This window comes from Pseudomonas sp. XWY-1 (assembly GCF_002953115.1).
GTDB classification, from domain to species: domain Bacteria; phylum Pseudomonadota; class Gammaproteobacteria; order Pseudomonadales; family Pseudomonadaceae; genus Aquipseudomonas; species Aquipseudomonas alloputida.
Window position 1 is genome coordinate 305,358 of sequence record NZ_CP026333.1, and the last position, 21,158, is coordinate 326,515.

General features: G+C 56.2%; 15 protein-coding genes and 3 pseudogenes. 12 read left to right on the plus strand and 6 right to left on the minus strand.

What is annotated here, in order from left to right:
- Positions 1 to 95: 95 nt before the first annotated feature.
- Positions 96 to 629, minus strand: a pseudogene (locus PRJ_RS29275) (IS3 family transposase); the annotation flags it as partial.
- Between the two features lie 49 nt (positions 630 to 678).
- Here PRJ_RS29275 and PRJ_RS29280 point away from each other — a divergent pair.
- A protein-coding gene (locus PRJ_RS29280; protein WP_104963025.1) for an IS3 family transposase occupies positions 679 to 1,829 on the plus strand; the annotation gives its coding sequence in 2 pieces (ribosomal slippage) (positions 679 to 916 and positions 916 to 1,829; 1,152 coding nt in all).
- A gap of 17 nt (positions 1,830 to 1,846) precedes the next feature.
- Here the strand turns inward: PRJ_RS29280 and PRJ_RS29285 are convergent.
- A pseudogene (locus PRJ_RS29285) lies at positions 1,847 to 2,124 on the minus strand (IS3 family transposase); the annotation flags it as partial.
- A gap of 145 nt (positions 2,125 to 2,269) precedes the next feature.
- Here PRJ_RS29285 and PRJ_RS29290 point away from each other — a divergent pair.
- The 9 genes from PRJ_RS29290 (at position 2,270) to PRJ_RS29330 (ending at position 13,295) form a co-directional block, all read left to right on the plus strand.
- A complete protein-coding gene (locus tag PRJ_RS29290) occupies positions 2,270 to 3,721 on the plus strand; it encodes an aldehyde dehydrogenase (RefSeq protein WP_039615396.1) in 1,452 nt (483 codons plus the stop codon).
- Between the two features lie 44 nt (positions 3,722 to 3,765).
- Positions 3,766 to 4,773 carry a dihydrodipicolinate synthase family protein gene (locus tag PRJ_RS29295; RefSeq protein WP_236693315.1) on the plus strand — a complete coding sequence of 336 codons (1,008 nt, stop codon included), beginning with the start codon at positions 3,766 to 3,768 and terminating at the stop codon, positions 4,771 to 4,773.
- A 96-nt stretch (positions 4,774 to 4,869) separates the two neighbouring features.
- On the plus strand, positions 4,870 to 5,463 hold the full coding sequence (locus tag PRJ_RS29300; RefSeq protein ID WP_039615395.1) for a 2-hydroxychromene-2-carboxylate isomerase: 594 nt from the start codon (positions 4,870 to 4,872) through the stop codon (positions 5,461 to 5,463).
- A gap of 35 nt (positions 5,464 to 5,498) precedes the next feature.
- Positions 5,499 to 7,271: an FAD-dependent monooxygenase gene (locus tag PRJ_RS29305; protein ID WP_256597973.1), complete on the plus strand. Its 1,773-nt coding sequence runs from the start codon at positions 5,499 to 5,501 to the stop codon at positions 7,269 to 7,271.
- 144 nt (positions 7,272 to 7,415) lie between these two features.
- On the plus strand, positions 7,416 to 7,682 hold the full coding sequence (locus tag PRJ_RS29310; RefSeq protein WP_052261138.1) for a hypothetical protein: 267 nt from the start codon (positions 7,416 to 7,418) through the stop codon (positions 7,680 to 7,682).
- 47 nt (positions 7,683 to 7,729) lie between these two features.
- On the plus strand, positions 7,730 to 8,557 hold the full coding sequence (locus PRJ_RS29315) for a protocatechuate 3,4-dioxygenase (protein WP_039615394.1): 828 nt from the start codon (positions 7,730 to 7,732) through the stop codon (positions 8,555 to 8,557).
- 440 nt (positions 8,558 to 8,997) lie between these two features.
- Complete coding sequence (locus PRJ_RS29320) at positions 8,998 to 9,894, plus strand: transporter (protein ID WP_104963088.1); 897 nt, start codon at positions 8,998 to 9,000, stop codon at positions 9,892 to 9,894.
- 510 nt (positions 9,895 to 10,404) lie between these two features.
- On the plus strand, positions 10,405 to 12,714 hold the full coding sequence (gene mcbA, locus PRJ_RS29325) for a carbaryl hydrolase McbA (protein WP_162497243.1): 2,310 nt from the start codon (positions 10,405 to 10,407) through the stop codon (positions 12,712 to 12,714).
- Positions 12,715 to 12,977: 263 nt separating this feature from the next.
- Positions 12,978 to 13,295, plus strand: a complete 318-nt coding sequence (locus PRJ_RS29330) for a hypothetical protein (RefSeq protein ID WP_158682600.1) — start codon at positions 12,978 to 12,980, stop codon at positions 13,293 to 13,295.
- Between the two features lie 18 nt (positions 13,296 to 13,313).
- Here the strand turns inward: PRJ_RS29330 and PRJ_RS29335 are convergent, their stop codons facing one another.
- Positions 13,314 to 14,078: an IS6-like element IS6100 family transposase gene (locus tag PRJ_RS29335; RefSeq protein WP_001389365.1), complete on the minus strand. Its 765-nt coding sequence runs from the start codon at positions 14,076 to 14,078 to the stop codon at positions 13,314 to 13,316.
- 53 nt (positions 14,079 to 14,131) lie between these two features.
- Here PRJ_RS29335 and PRJ_RS29345 point away from each other — a divergent pair.
- Together PRJ_RS29345 and PRJ_RS29350 are read left to right on the plus strand one after the other, a co-directional pair.
- Positions 14,132 to 14,434: pseudogene (locus PRJ_RS29345) on the plus strand (recombinase family protein); the annotation flags it as partial.
- Complete coding sequence (locus PRJ_RS29350; protein WP_010799689.1) at positions 14,418 to 17,447, plus strand: Tn3 family transposase; 3,030 nt, start codon at positions 14,418 to 14,420, stop codon at positions 17,445 to 17,447. The pseudogene PRJ_RS29345 and the gene PRJ_RS29350, both read left to right, overlap by 17 nt.
- Here the strand turns inward: PRJ_RS29350 and PRJ_RS29355 are convergent.
- The 3 genes from PRJ_RS29355 to intI1 all read right to left on the minus strand — a co-directional run bounded on the left by PRJ_RS29355 (position 17,404) and on the right by intI1 (position 21,079).
- On the minus strand, positions 17,404 to 18,018 hold the full coding sequence (locus PRJ_RS29355) for a recombinase family protein (protein ID WP_256597974.1): 615 nt from the start codon (positions 18,016 to 18,018) through the stop codon (positions 17,404 to 17,406). The genes PRJ_RS29350 and PRJ_RS29355 overlap by 44 nt on opposite strands.
- A gap of 440 nt (positions 18,019 to 18,458) precedes the next feature.
- Entirely contained in the window at positions 18,459 to 19,889 is a 1,431-nt protein-coding gene (locus PRJ_RS29365; protein WP_053528358.1) for an IS1182-like element ISPa7 family transposase, read from the minus strand.
- Positions 19,890 to 20,065: 176 nt separating this feature from the next.
- Complete coding sequence (gene intI1, locus PRJ_RS29375; protein WP_000845048.1) at positions 20,066 to 21,079, minus strand: class 1 integron integrase IntI1; 1,014 nt, start codon at positions 21,077 to 21,079, stop codon at positions 20,066 to 20,068.
- Positions 21,080 to 21,158: the final 79 nt, after the last annotated feature.

The window sequence follows — 21,158 nt, forward strand, 5'->3', positions numbered from 1 at the left end:
TCTACTCCTTGCCCTTCACTGGTACCGTGTGGGCTGCTGTCCGCATTACAGATGCACCTCGTCTGTGATCTTGCCCAGCAGTCGTGGACACGGGGTTAATAAGCACTCATCCGGGCCCCGGAGACCTCTGGGCTGATGTGTCCCAGCGTGCTGTGGCGGCGCTGGCGGTTGTAGTCGATTTCGATGTATTCAAACACGGTTTCGCGCATCTGGGCGCGGCTCATGAAGCGCTCGCCGTGGATGCATTCGACCATCAGGCTGTGGAAGAAGCTCTCTGCACAGGCATTGTCGTAGCAGTTGCCCTTCGTGCTCATGCTGCATCGCAAATGATGGTCGCGGATCAGCTCTTGGTAAGCAGCTGAGCAGCACGGGCTGCCTCTATCGCTGAGCACGATCACGCCCTTGTGCTGCCTGCGTCGTCATAGCGTCATGCGCAAGGCATCGCAGACCAGGTCGGCCGTCATGCGTTCGCCCATGGCCCAGCCGATCACCATCCGTGAGTACAGGTCGATGACCACTGCCAGATACAGCCAGCCTTCCTCCGTGTGCAGGTAGGTGATGTCACCCACTCATTTCTGATTTGGTGCCGATGCTGTGAAATCCTGCTTGAGCAGGTGAATCGCCCCTGGTTTCGTAGACACCTCCAAGCCTCATAATGAGGCCCAAATAGGAGGTGCCATGAGTCGTCAGCGTTACCCCGAAGAATTCAAGATCGAAGCGGTCAAGCAAGTGACCGAAAAAGGCAAACCTGTCGCCGAGGTCGCCCAGCGCCTGGGCATGTCCGTGCACAGCCTTTACGCCTGGATCAAGGTCTACAGCAAGCCCCAAGAGCAGCGTCAGCAAGACAATGAACAGCAGGCTGAACTGCGCAAGCTGCGCGCTGAACTCAAGCGGGTGACAGAAGAGCGAGACATATTAAAGAAGGCCGCCGCGTACTTTGCCAAGGAGTGCGGCTGAAGTACGCCTTCATCAACAAGCACTCGACGGATTACCCAGTGCGTCGCCTTTGCCAAACCCTCAAGGTGCATCCCAGCGGCTACTACGCTTGGCTGGCCGAGCCTCAATCTGCCCGAGCCAAAGAAGATCAGCGCCTGCTTGGTTTGATCAAGCAGGCCTGGTTAGAAAGCGGCGGCGTGTATGGCTATCGCAAGATTCACGATGACCTGCGAGAGCTAGGAGAGATCTGTGGGCGAAATCGAGTCGGTCGCTTGATGCAGGCAGAGGGGCTGCGTTCTCAAACGGGCTATCGCCGTCGTACTGGGTTTTATGGCGGAAAACCAAAAGCGGCATCGCCCAACCATCTGGCCAGGCAGTTCAAGGTCAGTGAGCCGAATAAGGTCTGGGTGACCGATATCACCTACATCCGCACCTACGAAGGGTGGCTGTATCTGGCGGTAGTGCTGGATCTGTTCTCTCGCCAAGTCATTGGTTGGTCAATGAAGCCCAGGATGAGCAGCGACCTAGCCATCGACGCCATGCTGATGGCCGTGTGGCGACGCAAGCCACAGCAGCAAGTGATGATTCACTCAGACCAAGGCAGTCAGTTCAGTAGCTCAGATTGGCAAAGCTTCCTGAAAGCCAACAATGTGATCAGTAGCATGAGCCGAAGGGGAAACTGCCACGACAATGCCGTAGCCGAGAGCTTTTTCCAGCTTTTGAAGCGGGAGCGAATCCGACGAAAGATCTACGCAACGCGTGACGAAGCCCGAAGTGATATTTTCGATTACATCGAGATGTTCTATAACCCCAAGCGTCGACACAGCAGTGCTATGCAGCTGTCGCCAGTAGAGTATGAGAAACGCTATTTTCTGAGCTTGGAGAGTGTCTAGGGAACCCGGGGCGATTCAAGGTTCTCTGCCACCGGCAGCGAGTGTCGGGTGTTGGTCGTGGCCCTGAGCTTCCTGGCGGCCCTGGCACACAGTCCTTGCCGTTGCATCGAGGCGGCAACCTGTAGGGCAGCCCAGCGTCCCGTAGATCGAGACACAGGCATGGTGTCCCGCTGCGGCCCTTGCGTGCGCTGTATGCCTGCGCGAACTGCCGATCCAACTCGGCTTTTCGCTGGTGGCGCATCGACGCTCTGCGTGAACACCAGTCATAGAAGCCGCTGCGGGTGACGCCCAGCACATCTCCGGGGCAGGCAGTGTTTTTCAGCCCCCTTTAAGCATTGGTATTATCGATATGTTGGTATTGAAAAGCACTGTTACTCATGCAGAGATTTATTTCCTAGTGTGGTGCATGGGTGTGTTGCATGAAGGCAAGGAGAATAACATTGAAAACAAAACTAATAATCGATAATCAGCAAGTTGATGCTTCGGCTGGTGCAGTATATGAGCGTAAGCACCCAATTACGGGGGGCGTTGTTACTCAGTTAGCTGCTGCAGGCGTCAGCGATGCACTTGCAGCGGTTGAATCTGCTCAGCGCGGCTATGAGATGTGGCGAGCGACAGGTCCGAGTGCGCGGCGCCAGATTCTCTTGAAAGCCGCCGATATTCTTGAGAAGAAAATCCCGCTCTTTGTCGATGCTATGGCGAATGAAGTTGGTTCCTCATCTCTTTGGGCAGGTATAAATGTTACGCTCTCTGCAAATCTTTTCCGGGAGGCAGCAGGGCTTACTACTCAGATTCAAGGTGAGACTATTCCGACCGACAAGCCAGGTGGGCTGTCTATGACAATACGTCAGCCGGTAGGAGTGGTATTGAGTATTGTTCCGTGGAATGGTCCTGTCGTGCTCGCTGCTCGGGCGATCGCCTATCCGCTGGCATGTGGTAATAGCGTGGTATTCCGCGCCTCCGAGACTAGTCCGAAGACTCACGCGCTAATCGCAGAAGCGCTCGTCGAGGCAGGCTTGCCGGCAGGTGTGTTGAACCTGTTGACTAATGACCCGAATGACGCGCCTGATGTTATCAATGCATTGATAGCCCATAAATCCGTGCGGAGGGTTAATTTTACCGGTTCTACAAAGGTTGGTCGCATTATCGCAGAGAAAGCGGCACGCCATCTGAAGCGCTGTTTGCTCGAATTGGGTGGTAAGGCACCGCTGGTCGTACTTGAAGATGCGGATATCGATGCGGCGGTGGATGCAGCAGTATTCGGCGCCTTTTTGTATCAGGGGCAGATCTGCATGTCCACCGAACGAGTCGTCGTGGACAGGAAGATTGCTGACGAGTTCGTTGAGAAATTCGCAGCGCGGGCCAAGATGTTACCGATTGGTGATCCTTCGGTTGACGCTTCCTGTGTCATCGGTCCTATGGTGGTTAAGGAGTCCGGTGATCGTCTCAATCGCATGATTGATGATGCTCTTGATAAGGGGGCGGTGCTCGTAGCTGGTGGCCACGCCGACGGCGCGGTCATGCCCGCGACTATCCTCGATCATGTTAAGCATGGTATGGAAATCTACGATGAGGAAACATTCGGTCCTATTACCACAGTGGTTAGGGTTGAGGGTGTAGATGAGGCGGTCCGTGTAGCCAATGATACCGATTATGGCCTTTCATCCGCTGTATTTGGTCGCGATATTAGCAATGCACTTAGTGTCGCGATGAGGATTGAGGCTGGCTGTTGTCATATCAATGGTTCTACTGTTCAGAATGAGGCGCAGGCTCCATACGGTGGAACAAAGGATAGTGGCTATGGTCGTTTCGATGGCCGAGCAGTGATTGATGAGTTTACCGAATTGAAATGGCTGACGATTGAGTCAAGTCATCAGAAGTATCCGTTCTAATTAGGCCCCTAATACACGTGTTGGATGGGTATGGTGTCGGGAAAATGAGTAAAATTATGAGTGATATGGTTAAGCCGCGCATGACTGCAGATGACGTTAATGGGGTGTGGGTTATCATGCCTACGCCGGCAAAACCTGATGCATCAGACTGGCGAGTTGAAAACACTGTTGATTTAGACGAGACGGTTCGGATTGTCGAAAATCTACTGGCGTCCGGCGTAAATGGCATTATGAGTAATGGTACTTTCGGCGAGTGTGCGACGCTGACCTGGGATGAAAAGCGTGATTTTATAGCGACGGTCGCCGAGACAATTAAAGGGCGAGTACCGTTTTTCTGTGGTACCACTGCCCTGCATACAAGAGAAGTTATTCGCCAGACCCGAGAGGTGATGAGGTTGGGTGCAGATGGCGTCATGCTTGGATTGCCAATGTGGTGTAAGATGGAAACTCCATCTGCCATCCAGTTTTATCGCGATGTTGCTGAAGCGGTTCCTGACGCGGCAATAGCAGTGTATGCGAACCCGGAGGCGTTCAAATATGAGTTTCCTCGCGAATTTTGGGCTCAGGTTAGCGAAATTCCTCAGGTTGTGACGGCAAAATATCTCGGGATTGGTATGTTGGATCTCGATTTGCGTTTGGCTTCGAGCATACGCTTCCTGCCTCACGAGGATGATTACTATGCTGCTGCTCGGATCAATCCGGAGCGTATGACTGCCTTTTGGTCAAGCGCCGCCATGTGCGGTCCGGCGACACCGTTAAAACTGCGTGATGCTGTAGCTGACGCGAAAGTCACTGGGAAGTGGTCAGTGGCGAAGGCAATCTCAGATGAAATGCGCAAAGCGGATTCTATGCTCTTCCCCAAAGGGGACTTTTCCGAGTTCTCGAAATACAATATTGGTTTGGAGAAGGCGCGAATGGATGAAGCAGGCTGGCTCAAAGCTGGTCCCTGTCGCCCTCCCTATCATGTGATCCCTGAGATGTATCTGGAAGGGGCGCGTAAATCAGGGCGGGCCTGGGCTGAGCTGCATGCCAAGTATAGTGCAGAGGGTTGATTTGAGATATGTAGGTTTGCTAACTAAAGGTCCGGATCGTTACCTTTGAATCGTGTATGATCAGGGCGGTGTCTCTAGCCATAAGGTAAAATCTGCATGACTAAGATAGTTGATTTCTATTTTGATTTCATAAGCCCTTTCTCCTACTTGGCTAACTATCGGCTAAATCAGGTTGCCCAAGATCGCAGGGTGTCGATTTGCTATCATGCAATAGATCTTGCGGCAGCGAAAAAAGCCATTGGAAACATCGGGCCCAGCAATCGAGAGCTTCCTGTGAAGTTGTCATATCTCACTGTTGATCTGATGCGCTGGGCAGAGATCTATCGAATTGACTTGAGGTTCATCCCTAATTTCAATTCGAGAAGCCTCAATGTTGGTAGTTTTTTTGCAAAAGATGAAAGTGAAAGATCTCGATATGTGAATTTTGCGTTCGGTAGGACTTGGGGGGTAGGGCAGGCGCCGGATGATGTTGAGGTGCTTAGTGAAGTTGCATCTGAAATGCAATGGAATAAGGAAGATTTCTTTGCCTTCATTGAGTCTCCTAAGGGGCGGGCGGCCTATGAAGAATCGACCGAAAAGGCTATAGAGCGCAAGGTTTTTGGTGTGCCTTTCATGTGTGTGGATGATAAGTCTTGGTGGGGGAACGACCGTATATTTATGCTCGAAGATTACCTTGAGCGTAACGGCTAATAGATTGGTCATCAGAATAAAAACAAGGTGAAATTATGCTGAAAAATATTTTTTTGAAAGATGAAATTAGAAAGGTGAGCGTTCCTGTATTCATTGTTGGGGCGGGTCCGTCAGGGCTGACTACGGCCGCGCTTCTCGCTAAATACGGCGTAAAGGTGCTTGCTGTAAGTCAGCATTCCGGAACCGCGAACTCGCCTCGCGCTCATATCACTAACACCCGTGCAATGGAGGTGTTTCGTGACCTGGGTATCGAAGAAAAGGTCTATGATGTTGCCTCAGTTGAGGAGATGGAAAATGTTGTCTGGTGCACTCGTCTCGCGGGCCAAGAGCTGGCGAGACTGAGCTCCTGGGGGTACGGTGATGACCGCCGATCCGAATACCTGACGGCTAGCCCCAGCAAGATGTGCAACGCCGCTCAGCATGTGCTCGAGCCGATATTGCTGGATGTTGCACGGGAAAGCGGGGCGGAGGTGCTGTTCAATACCGAAGTTCTGGAAATCGAGCAGTCCAGCGAAAAAGTATATGCTCTGGTCCGCAATCGCGAGACAGGGGAAGAGTATATCGTCGAGTCCGACTATGCAGTTGGTGCCGATGGTGCTCGTAGCTTGGTGGCCAGAAGCCTCGGGTTTGAGTTCGAAGGAAAAATGGGAGAAGGTCACGCGGTTAACTGTTGGTTTGATGCTGATCTTTCAAAATATTGTGCGGATCGGAAGGCGGTTCTATTTCCGACCCTGCAGCCCGGCAACGATGACTGGATCGGTGGCGGCACTTTCATCTGCGTAAAACCGTGGAATGATTGGATTTTGCTGTTTATGTACAATCCAGATAACGCAGATGCTGAGACTAATGAAGAGGCGGTGCTGGAGCGTATCTACACCCTAATTGGAGATAGGGATGTGGATGTCAATATAAAGGCGATCTCCAAGTGGACAGTTAATAACATGTTCGCAAAGAGCATGGTGAAAGAGAGAATCGTGTTAATGGGCGACGCGGCTCACCGTCATCCTCCGGCCGGTGGGCTGGGAACCAATACCTGTGTTCAGGATGCATTTAACCTAAGCTGGAAGCTTGCATACATCATTAATGGGTATGCTGGCCAGGACCTTCTACAGAGTTACTCCGACGAGCGTCAGCCTGTTGCTAAGCAGATGGTCAATCGGGCTATTACAGCTATGGTTAATATGCAGGCTGTTCCTCAAGCGCTGGGATTTTTTCCCGGGCAGAGTGAAGAGGATGGGTGGGATGCTTTAGAAGTATTCTCGTCACCAACCGAAGAGGGAAAAACTCGGCGTAAAAAAATGCGTGAGGCGCTGGAGTTGCAAAACTGGCAGTTTAACGGAATTGGGGGGGAGGCTGGTCATCACTATCTGAGCTCGCATGCTATTGTCTCCGATGGGACGACGGCTGAGTTTAACTCCGAAAACTCTCAAGTTCATATACACCCGACCACGACACCAGGAGCTACATTGCCGCATGCCTGGCTGCAACGGAATGGGGTAAACGTGTCAAGTATCGATCTGGTTGGTAATGGCAAATTTACGATTATCACCGGGCTGGGGGGAGATGCTTGGTTGAGGAGTGCGGCTAAGGTCAGTGAGTCGCTGGGTATCGACGTCAACCTCGTATCGATAAGCGTCGATGGAGATATAACCGATCATTATGGGGCCTGGGCGGACGTCAGCGAGATAGAGGACGATGGCTGTTTGCTTGTGCGTCCAGATCGTTTTGTGGCTTATCGGTCAAAAGGCTTGGTGTCTGATACTGATGCTGCGATCAGCCAGGCCTTCAGGGCAATTCTCTGTCTTTAACTCTAGGCTGTTTGTTAAATGGCGACTCTGCATCAGAGTCGCCTTGGTGAGAGAGTTTTATATTCCTCAAGGCTGCCTTGGTGAAGTGTCTATATTTTAGAGCGACAATTAATTGTAGGCTTATATTGAATTGGCTGAGGTGATATGAGTATTTATACTTTGGAGCGAGTTCTTTGGGATATGCATACAAGCTCGTCGGTGACTCAAAAGTTCCACGCTGACGTCGATGGACTGCTGGCTGTGTACCCGCTGAGTAATGAGGAAAAGGTCATGATCAAATCGCTTGACGTTCGATCCATGGCCGATATGGGGGTTAGTCAGATGCTGCTTTTTTGCTCTTGGCAGGCGATCCATGGCGGTGGTGCCTCTATTTCTGAATACATGCGTCGTATGAACACTCCATCCGGTTGATTTGGTCGCTGTTTGCCGCTAATTCATTGGTTGTTGAAGGAACTGTTATGGCTCAGATTGTAGCTGGTTTTATGTTGCCTCATGATCCCCTTATTGCGGCGATGCCAGATGCCCCGCCGCAAGACAAGCGGGATAACTGCATGAATGCTTACGCTAAGATCGCAGATAGACTGCGTGAGTTGTGCGTTGATACTGTGATAGTGATCGGTGATGACCATTACACGATTCATGGTCCTGCATGCATCCCAAGCTGTTTAATTGGTATCGGGGATGTAGAGGGGCCGTGGGAAGAATGGCTTGGGATCAAAAGGGATGTTGTTATTAATAATGAGCCCCTTGCGCACCATATCATGAGTTATGGGTTTGATAATGGGGTTGATTGGGCTGTGTCGAAGGCGATGATCCTGGATCACTCTACGAGCATACCGATTCACTATGCCGTCCGACCAGCAGGGGGCGTTCGTGCCATTCCCGTTTATATTAATTCTGGCTGTGAGCCGCTGATTTCCAGTCGTCGTGCATATGAGATTGGCAAGGTGATTAGCGAGGCAGTCGCATGCTGGAAAGGAAACGAACGGGTTGCAATATTCGGCACCGGTGGGCTTTCTCATTGGCCGGGTATGGCTGAGATGGGGAAGGTCAATCCCGAGTGGGATCACCAGGTGATGGAGCTGGTTAAGCGAGGTGATGTCGAGGCTTTAGTTTTCATGAGCGACGAGGAGATTCTGAATAACGCAGGAAACGGTGGCCTTGAAATCAAGAATTGGATTTGTGCAATGGGAGCGCTCGCGGGTTGGAAGGGTGAGATCATCGCCTATGAGGCGGTCACAGAGTGGGTCTGTGGTTGTGGGTATATGGAGATGAAGCCTAGCTGATAACTATTTTGTGAGTTGGTTGGGCTAGGAGCTATGAGCTATCAACTTGATGATGGCTATGGCTCCGTATGTTACGGAGCTTGACAGTGTCGGGGCGCTAAATTTTGCTCTCAGAGTTAATTTTATGGCGGCTCATGATTTGGGCCTGAAAATAAGTTTCTAACTTGTTCAGCATGTGTCCTCCTCAGTCATTCGATCCTTAAGACAAAGCGGATGGTTTTCCCAGTACAGAGTAATCAGTGAAGTGCAAGTAAATACAGCTCATGCACTTCTTGATAGAAATAGGTCATAAAGCGAATTGGAAATTTTTGGCTGGTGCTATTTTAGACTTTACATGCTGCCAATCTTTACAAATACCAACCACTGCTATTGACACCACTCAGGTTGACCTGGGTGGAGGGGCCCGCTCAACCGAAATAACCCGTCAGGAGAAAACAACAATGAAAACCTGCTCATTCGCCGCCTCAAGCCTCCTGTTCGCCGGACTGGCAGCTACGCTTCACGTTTCCGCCACCGAAGGCGGCAAGACCCTCTACGCGCTAGGTGTCAACGGCTTCGGCTGCTGCGCGCTACCGCCGCCAGGTACCTACATGATGCTTGACGCTCAGCACTACCGCAGTGACGACCTCAAAGGCAACGACGGGAGCAGCATACCTGTGCCGGGGTTCAAGGTGCGCGCTGACGCACTCGTGCCTCATTTCATCTGGGTCACCTCGCAGGAGTTGCTGGGCGGCAGCCTGGCGCTGCACTCCATCGTGCCGCTTGTCACTCTCGACGTGTCGGCGGCTGGTCGCTCGCAGCGCAAGACCGGCGTAGGTGACATCGTCTTCGGCCCAGCTATCGGCTGGCATCTCTCACCGAATCTGCACACTGTGGCGGGCATTGACATCTTCGCGCCGACCGGCGAATACGACAAAGATGACCTCGCCAACGTCGGCGGCAACTATTGGGCGACCCATATGGTGGGAGGGATCTCTTGGATCGACGTCAAAGGTTTCAACGCCGATGCCAAGGTTATGTACGGCATCAATGCGCGCAACGATGACACGGACTACCGCTCCGGCAACGAATTGATCGTTGACTATGCAGCTGGCTGGGCATTGGGTAACGGCTGGACGGTGGGGGTGGGTGGCTATGTCTACCAGCAGTTGACGGACGATGAGCAGGACGGGCATACCGTGCGCGACAACAAAGGCAGTGCCCGCGCCATCGGCCCCTCGGTGCGTTACGACAGCGGTCAGGGTTGGTTCCTTACAGTCAAGGGCTACGGCGAAACAGGGGTGCGGAATCGCGCCGAAGGTGATGCTCTGTGGCTTCGGGCCGTTTTCCCGCTCTAGAAAGGAGACCTCCATGAATGAGTCTGCGTCTCTGCTGATCTGAGATGCGATCGTGCTGGAGAGACGCGGCTATGAGGCTTTTCTCAAGGATGCCGGCTCCGTCAGGGCAATCCCTTGAACGTCTGACGGTTTGAGCGGACCTTTTCCCTACAGGCATCCTGAGCCCCTGACAACGAGCCGTTGTCAGGGGTAGTAGTTGAGCACTCCTCATGTCAGTTTATCGCAGCACTATCGGCAGCAGTTACTGGTTTTTGAGATGTGATCCGCCTGAGCCCTGCCTTGCTGGGCGTCGCACTCTGTTACCGCTACTAATTTTCGCTTTAACGTGATGCGTTGGCGGAAGCTCACGCGCAGCATCACGTACAGAGCAAAATTTTAAGAAGTTTTACAGTCGCTACGGAAATATATAACTATTTTAGTGTGTATTTTTACAAGAAATATAAAAAGGAGCGCTTGATGTCTGAGAAAGCCACAGCCTGCGATGTGAAGGTAATGCAGGCACAAAAAAAAATGGCGGTCACGGCAAATTATTTGCGTGGAGCCCTTGCGGCGCTTTGCGTTGGCGTCAGTCTAGTGGGCGTTGGTCAGTTTCGTCTAGGAGTGGAATCTCTGAAGTGGTTGTCGCCTTCGATCACGAGACCGAACCCACGGCCGGAAAAATGCAGGCGCGGCAGCGCGACTGTCGCGAAGAACGGCGCGCCGGCACGCTCAACGATCAGGGAGCGCCATATGTATGTCACACGTCTGATCATCCACGCGGCCATCGCCAGCCTCATGGCCAGCGGACCTGCGCTTGCGCATTCGACGGGGCCACTAGGCAAGATAGAGCATGGCTGGAAGCCAAGCCCCGAGATCAAAAGAACGGTCTCCCTGAACTTCGATTTTCACGGCGGTGGAAACTTCGTCAGTTGGAGCCCCTCGGCCCGGATGACGCAGCACGAGAACCGGCAATGCATCACCGGCGCCTATCTGCTGTTCGATGTCGACGATCGGTTCGCCTTTGATATCGATGAAACGATCTTGGTCGATCTCACCTTCTTTCGTCCCGAGACTGACGGGTTCGTCTTTTCCTACGATCAGGCCGTGCAGCCGACCGCGAAAAAGGTTCGCTTCGATGCGAACAACAAGGGAAGCTGGCATACCGAGACCGTGCGCCTCGACCGCGCACGCTTCGCCAACCGGAAATATTACGGAACGGACTTTGCGGTCGGGGGGCTCGGGAGCCAGCTTACACGATCGAATGATGGCGGCGAGGTGACGCTTTGCGACGTCAAGGTCCGCCGCGAAGCCAGCAAGCCGCAGGCGCCTTCGCCCGGGAAGTTCGCATTGCAGGTGCTTGATGAGGCCGGCCGACCGACCGCGGCGCGGGTTGGCCTCTATCGGTCCGACGGCTGGGCGCCGCTTGCGGGCCGCAGCGCGCTCACCGTTCAGCGCTACACGGAGTATACACGCAATCTCCCCATGGTCTCCGTCCCAAAGGGATGGTCGGCGAACGGCAGATATGTGTTCTTCGTCGATACGAACTATGCGGCGGACGTGCCCGCGGGCGAATATGACCTGTTCGTCATGAAGGGACCGGAGTATCGAATCCAGAAGCGCAAGGTCCGTATTGCCCCCGGAACGCCGCAGTCCATCCAGGTGAAGATGGAGCGGTGGACCGATTTGCCGAAGCAGGGCTGGCTTTCGGGTGACGACCATATTCATATCGGCCGCTCCACGCCAGCGGAGAACGACAAGATTCTCGCCTATATGCGTGCGGAAGACCTAGGGGTCGCCAATCTCCTGGAAGCGGGGAATCTCAAAGGGTCGCAGTTCAAGCAATATGGTTTCGGCAAAGAAGGGCATTATGGAAATGGCGGCCACTTCCTCGTCTCCGGCCAGGAATCACCGCGAACATCGCACCGTGGCCATTCGATCGGCCTGAATGCCAAGAAGTTCCATTGGCCTGAGAAGGACTATTTCATCTACGACGCGACATCAGACATGATCCGCGCCGATGGTGGGCTTTGGGGATACGCCCACGTCGCATTGGACATCTTCAACGTCGACTACGGTCTGGCGCTTGACGTGCCGAGAGGCAAGGTCGACTTCGTCGAAATGCTTCAATATGGCACGATGAACACGGCCTATCTCTACGACTTCCTCAACATGGGCTTCAAGCTGCTGCCGAGCGCCGGTTCCGATTATCCCTACATCGACTTCCCGGGCGCGGAGCGGGTTTACGTCGACGTTGGCGGATCGCCTTCGCCGAGCGCCTGGTTCGACGGGCTCAGGTCGCGCAGGTCGTTCATCACCAACTGGCTGTCGGCCGACTATTCCGTCAACGGAGACAAGAAGGCGACCGAATATCACATTCGGGCGGGCGATGAAATAACGGTCGACGCGGTGATCCGCGCGAATCCCGATTTCGATGCGATCGACCGCGCCGAACTCGTCGGTCATGGTGAGGTTCTGAAGCTCGTCAGCGGGACGAGCCACGCGTCCGAATTGCGGCTACTGCACAAGTTCAAGCCGTCGGGATCGATGTGGTTGGCCGTACGTGCCTATGGCAAGGGTAGAGCGCTGCTGCACACCTCGCCCATCTACGTCTATGTGGACGGCAACAAGGATTTCTCCGATCGGCAAAAGCTGGCAGGACTGGCCGACAAATATCGCAAGACCCTGGCCGAATTCCGGAATTCGACGCCGCGCCTCGAAGATGAAGGGGAGCGTTTTGCAGTCGACGACCTCATCCTGGCGCGCTGGAATGTGGTCAAGCCGCAGCTCGACAAGGCCATCGATGACGCGATCGCAATCTACGACCGGCTTGCCGCGCATTGACCCTGATCGCTGCCGCATCGGCTGATCGATTTTCTCGGCTCCGGCCGCCGATGGCTGCTCCGACATAGGGAGCAGCCATGGAGGGCCGACATTGCAAAAGTTCCAAGGCTTTCTTCACCCGCAGTGCTCTAGAATCAAACCCTTTCGGTAAAAACGATACCGTTGACCAAAATTGGACATGTGGATAGGGTTTTGGCGCGCGCAAAAAAATAACGGTGGCGGAAAAGCAAAGCCGCCCTTCGAAACAGACAAAGGGGAAGACTGTGAAGAGCGGACAACCGAAGAAAGTGCGTGAGCGGACCAAGCGGATGCTCTTGGCGACGGCCTGCCTTTCCGGCTTTGCCGGACAAGCTGAGGCGCAGGAGGCGGCGAGCGGTGCCGAAGTCGAGGGCGGCATTCAGGAGATCATCGTCACGGCGCAGAAGCGGTCCGAATCGGTCCAGGACGTGGGCATCACCATGTCGGTGCTCACGTCGGACTCGCTCGCCAATCTGAACGTTCGCGACGTGGCGGAAGTCGCGGTTAACATTCCGAACGTCCAAATGGGCTCTGTTGCAAAGATTGGCGGCAGTCAGAGGTAGGCTGTCGCTCTGCGCCGATCAGGCGGCTGCTGCGAAATGGTGGTTGAGCATGCCCATGGCCTCCGTCAGCGCCGAGGGCCCAATGCCAAAAGCTCTCTCCACAAGGCGCACCTCGCCCCTGATGCCGGGCTGCAGGCACCAGGGGCGAGCCTGTCCTTTGCGCAGGGCTCGCATGACTTCGAATCCCTTGATCGTGGCATAGGCCGTGGGGATCGATTTGAAACCGCGCACCGGCTTGATCAGTATCTTGAGCTTTCCGTGATCGGCCTCGATCACGTTATTGAGATACTTCACCTGCCGGTGGGCCGTCTCCCGGTCCAGCTTTCCTTCGCGCTTCAATTCGGTGATCGCTGCACCATAGCTCGGCGCTTTGTCGGTATTGAGCGTGGCAGGCTTTTCCCAGTGCTTCAGGCCTCGCAGGGCCTTGCCCAGGAACCGCTTCGCTGCCTTGGCGCTGCGGGTCGGCGACAGGTAGAAATCGATCGTGTCGCCCCGCTTGTCGACTGCCCGGTACAGGTAGGTCCACTTGCCCCGCACCTTGACGTAGGTTTCATCCAGGCGCCAGCTCGGATCAAAGCCACGCCGCCAGAACCAGCGCAGCCGCTTCTCCATCTCCGGGGCGTAGCACTGGACCCAGCGATAGATCGTCGTATGGTCGACCGAAATGCCGCGTTCCGCCAGCATTTCCTCAAGGTCGCGATAGCTGATCGGATAGCGACAATACCAGCGCACCGCCCACAGGATCACATCACCCTGGAAATGGCGCCACTTGAAATCCGTCATCGTTCCGTCCGTCCAATCTCCGCCAAGCATGCTCAAGCTTCACGATTTTTGCAACAGAGCCCTCGGGCGAATTCCTGTTCCAGGTGTTCGGTGCGCTCGCGCAGTACGAGCGCGCCTTGATTCAGGAGCGCGTCGTCGCGGGCTTGGCCGCCGCACGCAAACGCGGCCGGATCGGCGGCCGGCCGCAGGCGATCACTGGTGAGAAGCTGGACGCCATCGTCGCCGCGCTCGATGGCGGCATGTCTAAGGCGGCGGTGTGCCGCAACTTCAATGTCAAGCGCACTACGTTGATCGAAACATTGACGCGAGCAGGTTGGCGTGGTGCGGGAAGGACGGTCGATGAGCAACAAGAATAAGCTACTCACCGTCTTTTCTGACGCAGAGCAGGAAGCCTTGTACGGCCTACCGGACTTCGACGATGCTCAGCGGCTGGAATACCTGGCGTTGACCGAATCTGAACTGGCGTTCGCCAGCAGCCGGCCTAGCCTGCAGGCCCAAGTCTATTGCGTCTTGCAGATCGGCTACTTCAAGGCCAAGCATGCTTTCTTCCGCTTCGATTGGCATGAGGTCGAGGACGATTGCGCCTTCGTGCTGAGTCGCTATTTCCACGGCGAAGCGTTCGAACGCAAGGCGATCACCAAGCATGAGCACTACAGCCAGAGGGGTCAGATCGCCGAACTGTTCGGCTACCGGTCGTGGGCGGCTAGCTTCCTGCCGCAACTGGCACAGCAGGCTGAACAGATCGTGCGGCGCGACGTAATGCCAGGATTCGTGGCCGCCGAACTGATCGTTTGGCTCAGCGAGCACAAAATCATCCGGCCCGGCCACACCACCTTACAAGAGCTGGTCAGTGAAGCCCTGTCCACCGAACGCAGGCGCTTGGGCGGCTTGCTGGCAGAAGTGTTGGACGAATCGGCCAAAGCTGCGCTGGGCCAGCTCCTGGTGCGTGACGACACCCTGTCTCAACTGGCAGCGCTCAAGCAGGACGCTAAAGATTTCGGCTGGCGTCAGATGGCAGGGGAGCGCGAGAAGCGCGCCACGCTGAAGTCCTTGCACGGGATCGCCAAGGCGCTGCTGCCCAAGCTCGGCATCTCGCAGCAGAACCTGCTGTACTACGCGAGCCTGGCGAACTTCTATACCGTCCATGACCTGCGCCACCTGAAGGCGGAGCAGACCCGGCTCTACCTGCTGTGCTATGCCTGGGTACGTTACCGGCAGCTCACCGACAACCTGGTCGACGCGATGGCCTTCCACATGAAAAAACTTGAGGACGAGAGCCGCACGGGTGCGAAACAGTCCTTTGTCGCCGAACAGCTGCGACGCCATCAGGAAACGCCGCAGGTTGGCCGCCTGCTGTCGCTGTACGTGGACGACAGCGTGGCCGATCCGACGCCGTTCGGCGAGGTGCGCCAACGCGCCTACAAAATCATGTCCAGGGAATTGCTGCAAAACACGGCGCAGCGCATGAGCGTCAAGCCACTGAACAAACTGGCGCTGCACTGGCAGGCGGTGGACGGCCTGGCCGAACGCATTCGACGCCATCTACGGCCGCTGTACGTCGCGCTCGACTTCGCCGGCACGGCCCCCGATAACCCATGGCTCGCGGCGCTGACTTGGGCCAAGAGCGTGTTCGCCAAGCAGCAGCGCCTATCACAACGGCCACTCGACGAATGTCCGGCGGCAACGCTGCCGAAACGCTTGCGTCCGTACCTGCTGATGTTCGATGCCGAAGGCACGCCGACAGGCCTGCATGCCGATCGTTACGAATTCTGGCTTTACCGTCAGGTCAGGAAACGCTTCCAGGCGGGCGAGCTCTACATTGACGATAGCTTGCAGCACCGGCATTTGTCCGACGAGTTGGTTTCGATGGACGAGAAAGCCGCCGTGCTCGCGCAGATGGACATCCCCTTCCTGCGGCAGCCGGTCAGTGCCCAGCTCGATGCACTGGCGGCCGAGTTGCGTGCGCAATGGGTGGCGTTCAATCGCGAGCTGAAACAGGGCAAGCTGACGCACCTGGAATACGACAAGGACACGCAGAGACTGACCTGGCGCAAGCCCAAGGGGGAGAACCAGAAGGCGCGCGAGCAAGCTCTCTACGAGCAACTGCCATACTGCGATGTCGCCGACGTGTTTCGCTTCGTCAACGGCCAGTGCCAGTTCCTGTCGGCGCTGACACCATTGCAGCCACGCTATGCGAAGAAGGTAGCCGACGCCGACAGTCTGATGGCGGTGATCATTGCCCAAGCCATGAACCACGGCAACCAGGTTATGGCACGTACCAGCGACATCCCGTACCACGTCCTGGAGAGTACCTACCAGCAGTACCTGCGCCAGGCGACGCTACATGTGGCCAACGATTGCATCAGCAACGCCATCGCCGCACTGCCGATCTTCCCGCATTACTCGTTCGACCTCGATTCGTTGTACGGTGCCGTTGATGGGCAGAAATTCGGCGTCGAGCGACCAACTGTGAAGGCGCGCTACTCGCGCAAATATTTCGGCCGCGGCAAGGGCGTCGTCGCCTACACGCTGCTGTGCAATCACGTGCCGTTGAACGGCTACCTGATAGGCGCACACGAGTACGAGGCTCACCACGTGTTCGACATCTGGTACCGCAACACGTCGGACATCGTGCCGAGCGCGATCACCGGCGACATGCACAGCATCAACAAGGCCAACTTCGCCATCCTGCACTGGTTCGGACTTCGTTTCGAGCCGCGCTTCACCGACCTCGACGACCAGTTGCAGGAGCTGTATTGCGCCGATGATCTGGCATTGTACGAGAAATGCCTGATCCGGCCGGCTGGCCAGATCGACCGGCAACTCATCGTCGGTGAGAAGGCGAACATCGACCGAATCGTCGCCACACTGGGCCTGAAGGAAATGACGCAGGGCACGCTGATCCGCAAGCTGTGCACCTATACGGCGCCGAACCCGACGCGGCGCGCAATCTTCGAGTTCGACAAGCTCATCCGCAGTATCTACACACTGCGCTACCTGCGCGACCCGCAACTGGAGCGTAATGTTCACCGCTCGCAGAACCGCATTGAGTCCTATCACCAGCTACGCTCGACCATCGCCCAAGTCGGTGGGAAGAAGGAATTGACCGGCCGCACCGACATCGAAATCGAGATCAGCAACCAGTGCGCCAGGCTGATCGGCAACGCGATCATCTTCTACAACTCGGCGATCCTGTCCCTGCTGCTGACGAAGTACGAGGCAGCTGGCAATGCCAAGGCGCTGGCGTTGATCACGCAGATGTCGCCAGCGGCCTGGCGGCACATCCTGCTGAACGGGCATTACACCTTCCAGACTGACGGCAAGTTCATCGACCTGGATGCGCTCGTGGCGGGACTGGAGCTGGGCTGACGGAAATTTCTGGGATTCCGGCGTACAACCCCTGGTAGAGGGTTTCCCGGCTGATGTTGAACTCGCGGGCAAGCTGCGCCTTGGGCTCGCCGGCCGTCGCTCGCTGCCGCAGGGTAGCAGCCTGCTCATCGGACAGGGCTTTCTTGCGGCCCCGGTACGCGCCACGCTGCTTGGCCAAGGCGATGCCCTCACGCTGCCGCTCGCGGATCAGGGCGCGCTCGAACTCAGCGAAGGCCCCCATCACCGACAGCATCAGGTTGGCCATCGGCGAGTCCTCGCCAGTGAACACCAGGCCCTCCTTCAGGAACTCGATGCGCACACCGCGCTGGGTCAGCTTCTGCACCAGGCGGCGCAAATCATCGAGGTTTCGTGCCAGGCGATCCATGCTGTGCACCACCACGGTGTCGCCTTCGCGAACGAAACCGAGCATGGCCTCCAGCTGGGGACGCTGGGTGTCCTTGCCCGAGGCTTTGTCGGTGAACAGCTTGCCGACCTCGACCTGTTCAAGTTGGCGTTCCGGGTTCTGGTCGAAGCTGCTGACCCGGACGTAACCGATGCGTTGTCCCTGCAAGATGCCTCCATGGGCTGGATGGGCGGCAGGGCTTGCGTTGGTTTTTGGTTCCATTGCGCCCGAAGCCTTGAATTTGTCAGGCTGAAATCTATGACCTTGGCAAGCATGTGTCAAAGAATGTGAAAGCGGACTCTATTCTGACGGCGTGATGCGCCTTGCCTGACATCCAGTTTGTCGTTTTCAGAAGACGGCTGCACTGAACGTCAGAAGCCGACTGCACTATAGCAGCGGAGGGGTTGGATCCATCAGGCAACGACGGGCTGCTGCCGGCCCAGACCGTGTAAAAACGCAGCAAACGATGGCCATCAACTTCCGGGGATTTTCTCAGCGTCTAGGAGGCCGTCGGAGGCCCAATCAGGCGCAATCGATAATTCTGGTTGCTATGGCACTTTCGGCTTCAGTACGCCTGCTGGAGGGCGGTACGAGTCGTAGAACAGGCCTCAGGCCTTCATCGCTGCCATCAGGGCACCGCTGCCCAACACGTTCAACACGCGTTTGAGATTGTAGGCGAGCACATGCAGGCTCATCTCGGTACTCACTCGGTCGAGAGTCTTGGTGAGGAAGTGGGTGGCGCCCATCCAGCTCTTCAGCGTGCCGAACGGGTGCTCGACCGTCTGACGGCGGATTCGCATCATTTCAGGCGCTTGATCCAGGCGACTCTGCATCGCTTCGAGCACTGCCTCATGCTCCCATCGGCTCACTCGGCGCTCTGAGCTAGGCGTACAGTGCTCTTTCAACGCACAACCCTGGCAATGCGAACTCCAGTAGCGGTGCAGTTTCAGCCCTTTTTCGACGCTTGAGAACCGCCAGATCAGGCTTTGCCCAGCCGGGCATCGATACTCGTTCTTGGCTGCGTCATAGATGAAATCACCTTTGCCGAAGCGACCAGCCGCTGTCGCTCCCGAGGTCAGCGTCTTGGGCACGAAAACGGTGATTCCAGCCTCATGGCACGCCAGGATTTCTTCGCCTTTGAAATACCCTCTGTCTGCGACCGCCGAGAGTTCCTCGACACCCATGGCCTCTCGCGCTTGCTTGGCCATGGAGCTCAGTTGGTCTCGATCGACCCCGTCGTTCGTGACCTCGTGGGTCACGATCAGGTGGTGCTTCGCGTCGACCGCCGCCTGCACGTTGTAGCCGACTATTCCGCTGCCCCGGGTCTTCATTGAGCGGGCATCGGGATCGGTCAGGGAGATCTGTTTATCCGGTGTTTCGTTGAGCTGTACCTCGATTTCCTTGAGCTCCCGCAGCTTAGTTTTCAAGGTCGCAATCTTGTCGTGGAGGCGTTCGGCTTTGACCTGCGCCACGGCCGGTTCCTGGCGATCAGCGGTATCCAGTGCGGTCAGGTAACGGTTGATGCTGGACTCGATCTCCTCCATTCGCCGCTGAAGCTTGGCGCTGGTGAAATTGCGGTCACGGTTGTTGACCGCCTTGAACTTGCTGCCATCAATGGCTACCAGCGCTTCAGAGAACAGGCCAAGTTGCTGGCACAGCACCACGAACTGCCGACAGACGCCGCGGATTGCCTTGCCGTTATCCTTGCGGAAGTTGGCGATGGTCTTGAAGTCCGGCATCAAACGTCCGGTCAGCCACATCAACTCAACGTTGCGCTGACTCTCGCGTTCGAGACGTCGACTGGACTGGATACGGTTGAGGTAACCGTAGATGTAGATCTTCAGCAGGTCAGCAGGATGGTAGGCGGGTCTGCCGGTTTCCGCCGGGACGACACCCTCGAAACCCAGTAGGCCAAGGTCGAGTTCATCGACGAAAACATCGACCACCCGCACCGGGTTGGTGTCCGCCACGTAGTCATCCAAGCTCTCGGGAAGCAGTGTGCTTTGCCCTCGGTGCTCTCCCTGGATAAAGCGCTTCATTGGCGTCCCCCGCTGATTTTGAATCCATCAAATCACAGCAAGGACGATGCCAACGTTTTTACACGGTCTGGGCCATCAGCGGACGCAGGGAGGACTTTCCGCAACCGGCCGTTCGATGCGGCACCGATGGCCTTCGCGCAGGGGTAGTGAATCCGCCAGGATTGACTTGCGCTGCCCTACCTCTCACTAGTGAGGGGCGGCAGCGCATCAAGCGGTGAGCGCACTCCGGCACCGCCAACTTTCAGCACATGCGTGTAAATCATCGTCGTAGAGACGTCGGAATGGCCGAGCAGATCCTGCACGGTTCGAATGTCGTAACCGCTGCGGAGCAAGGCCGTCGCGAACGAGTGGCGGAGGGTGTGCGGTGTGGCGGGCTTCGTGATGCCTGCTTGTTCTACGGCACGTTTGAAGGCGCGCTGAAAGGTCTGGTCATACATGTGATGGCGACGCACGACACCGCTCCGTGGATCGGTCGAATGCGTGTGCTGCGCAAAAACCCAGAACCACGGCCAGGAATGCCCGGCGCGCGGATACTTCCGCTCAAGGGCGTCGGGAAGCGCAACGCCGCTGCGGCCCTCGGCCTGGTCCTTCAGCCACCATGCCCGTGCACGCGACAGCTGCTCGCGCAGGCTGGGTGCCAAGCTCTCGGGTAACATCAAGGCCCGATCCTTGGAGCCCTTGCCCTCCCGCACGATGATCGTGCCGTGATCGAAATCCAGATCCTTGACCCGCAGTTGCAAACCCTCACTGATCCGCATGCCCGTTCCATACAGAAGCTGGGCGAACAAACGATGCTCGCCTTCCAGAAAACCGAGGATGCGAACCACTTCATCCGGGGTCAGCACCACCGGCAAGCGCCGCGACGGCCGAGGTCTTCCGATCTCCTGAAGCCAGGGCAGATCCGTGCACAGCACCTTGCCGTAGAAGAACAGCAAGGCCGCCAATGCCTGACGATGCGTGGAGACCGAAACCTTGCGCTCGTTCGCCAGCCAGGACAGAAATGCCTCGACTTCGCTGCTGCCCAAGGTTGCCGGGTGACGCACACCGTGGAAACGGATGAAGGCACGAACCCAGTGGACATAAGCCTGTTCGGTTCGTAAACTGTAATGCAAGTAGCGTATGCGCTCACGCAACTGGTCCAGAACCTTGACCGAACGCAGCGGTGGTAACGGCGCAGTGGCGGTTTTCATGGCTTGTTATGACTGTTTTTTTGTACAGTCTATGCCTCGGGCATCCAAGCAGCAAGCGCGTTACGCCGTGGGTCGATGT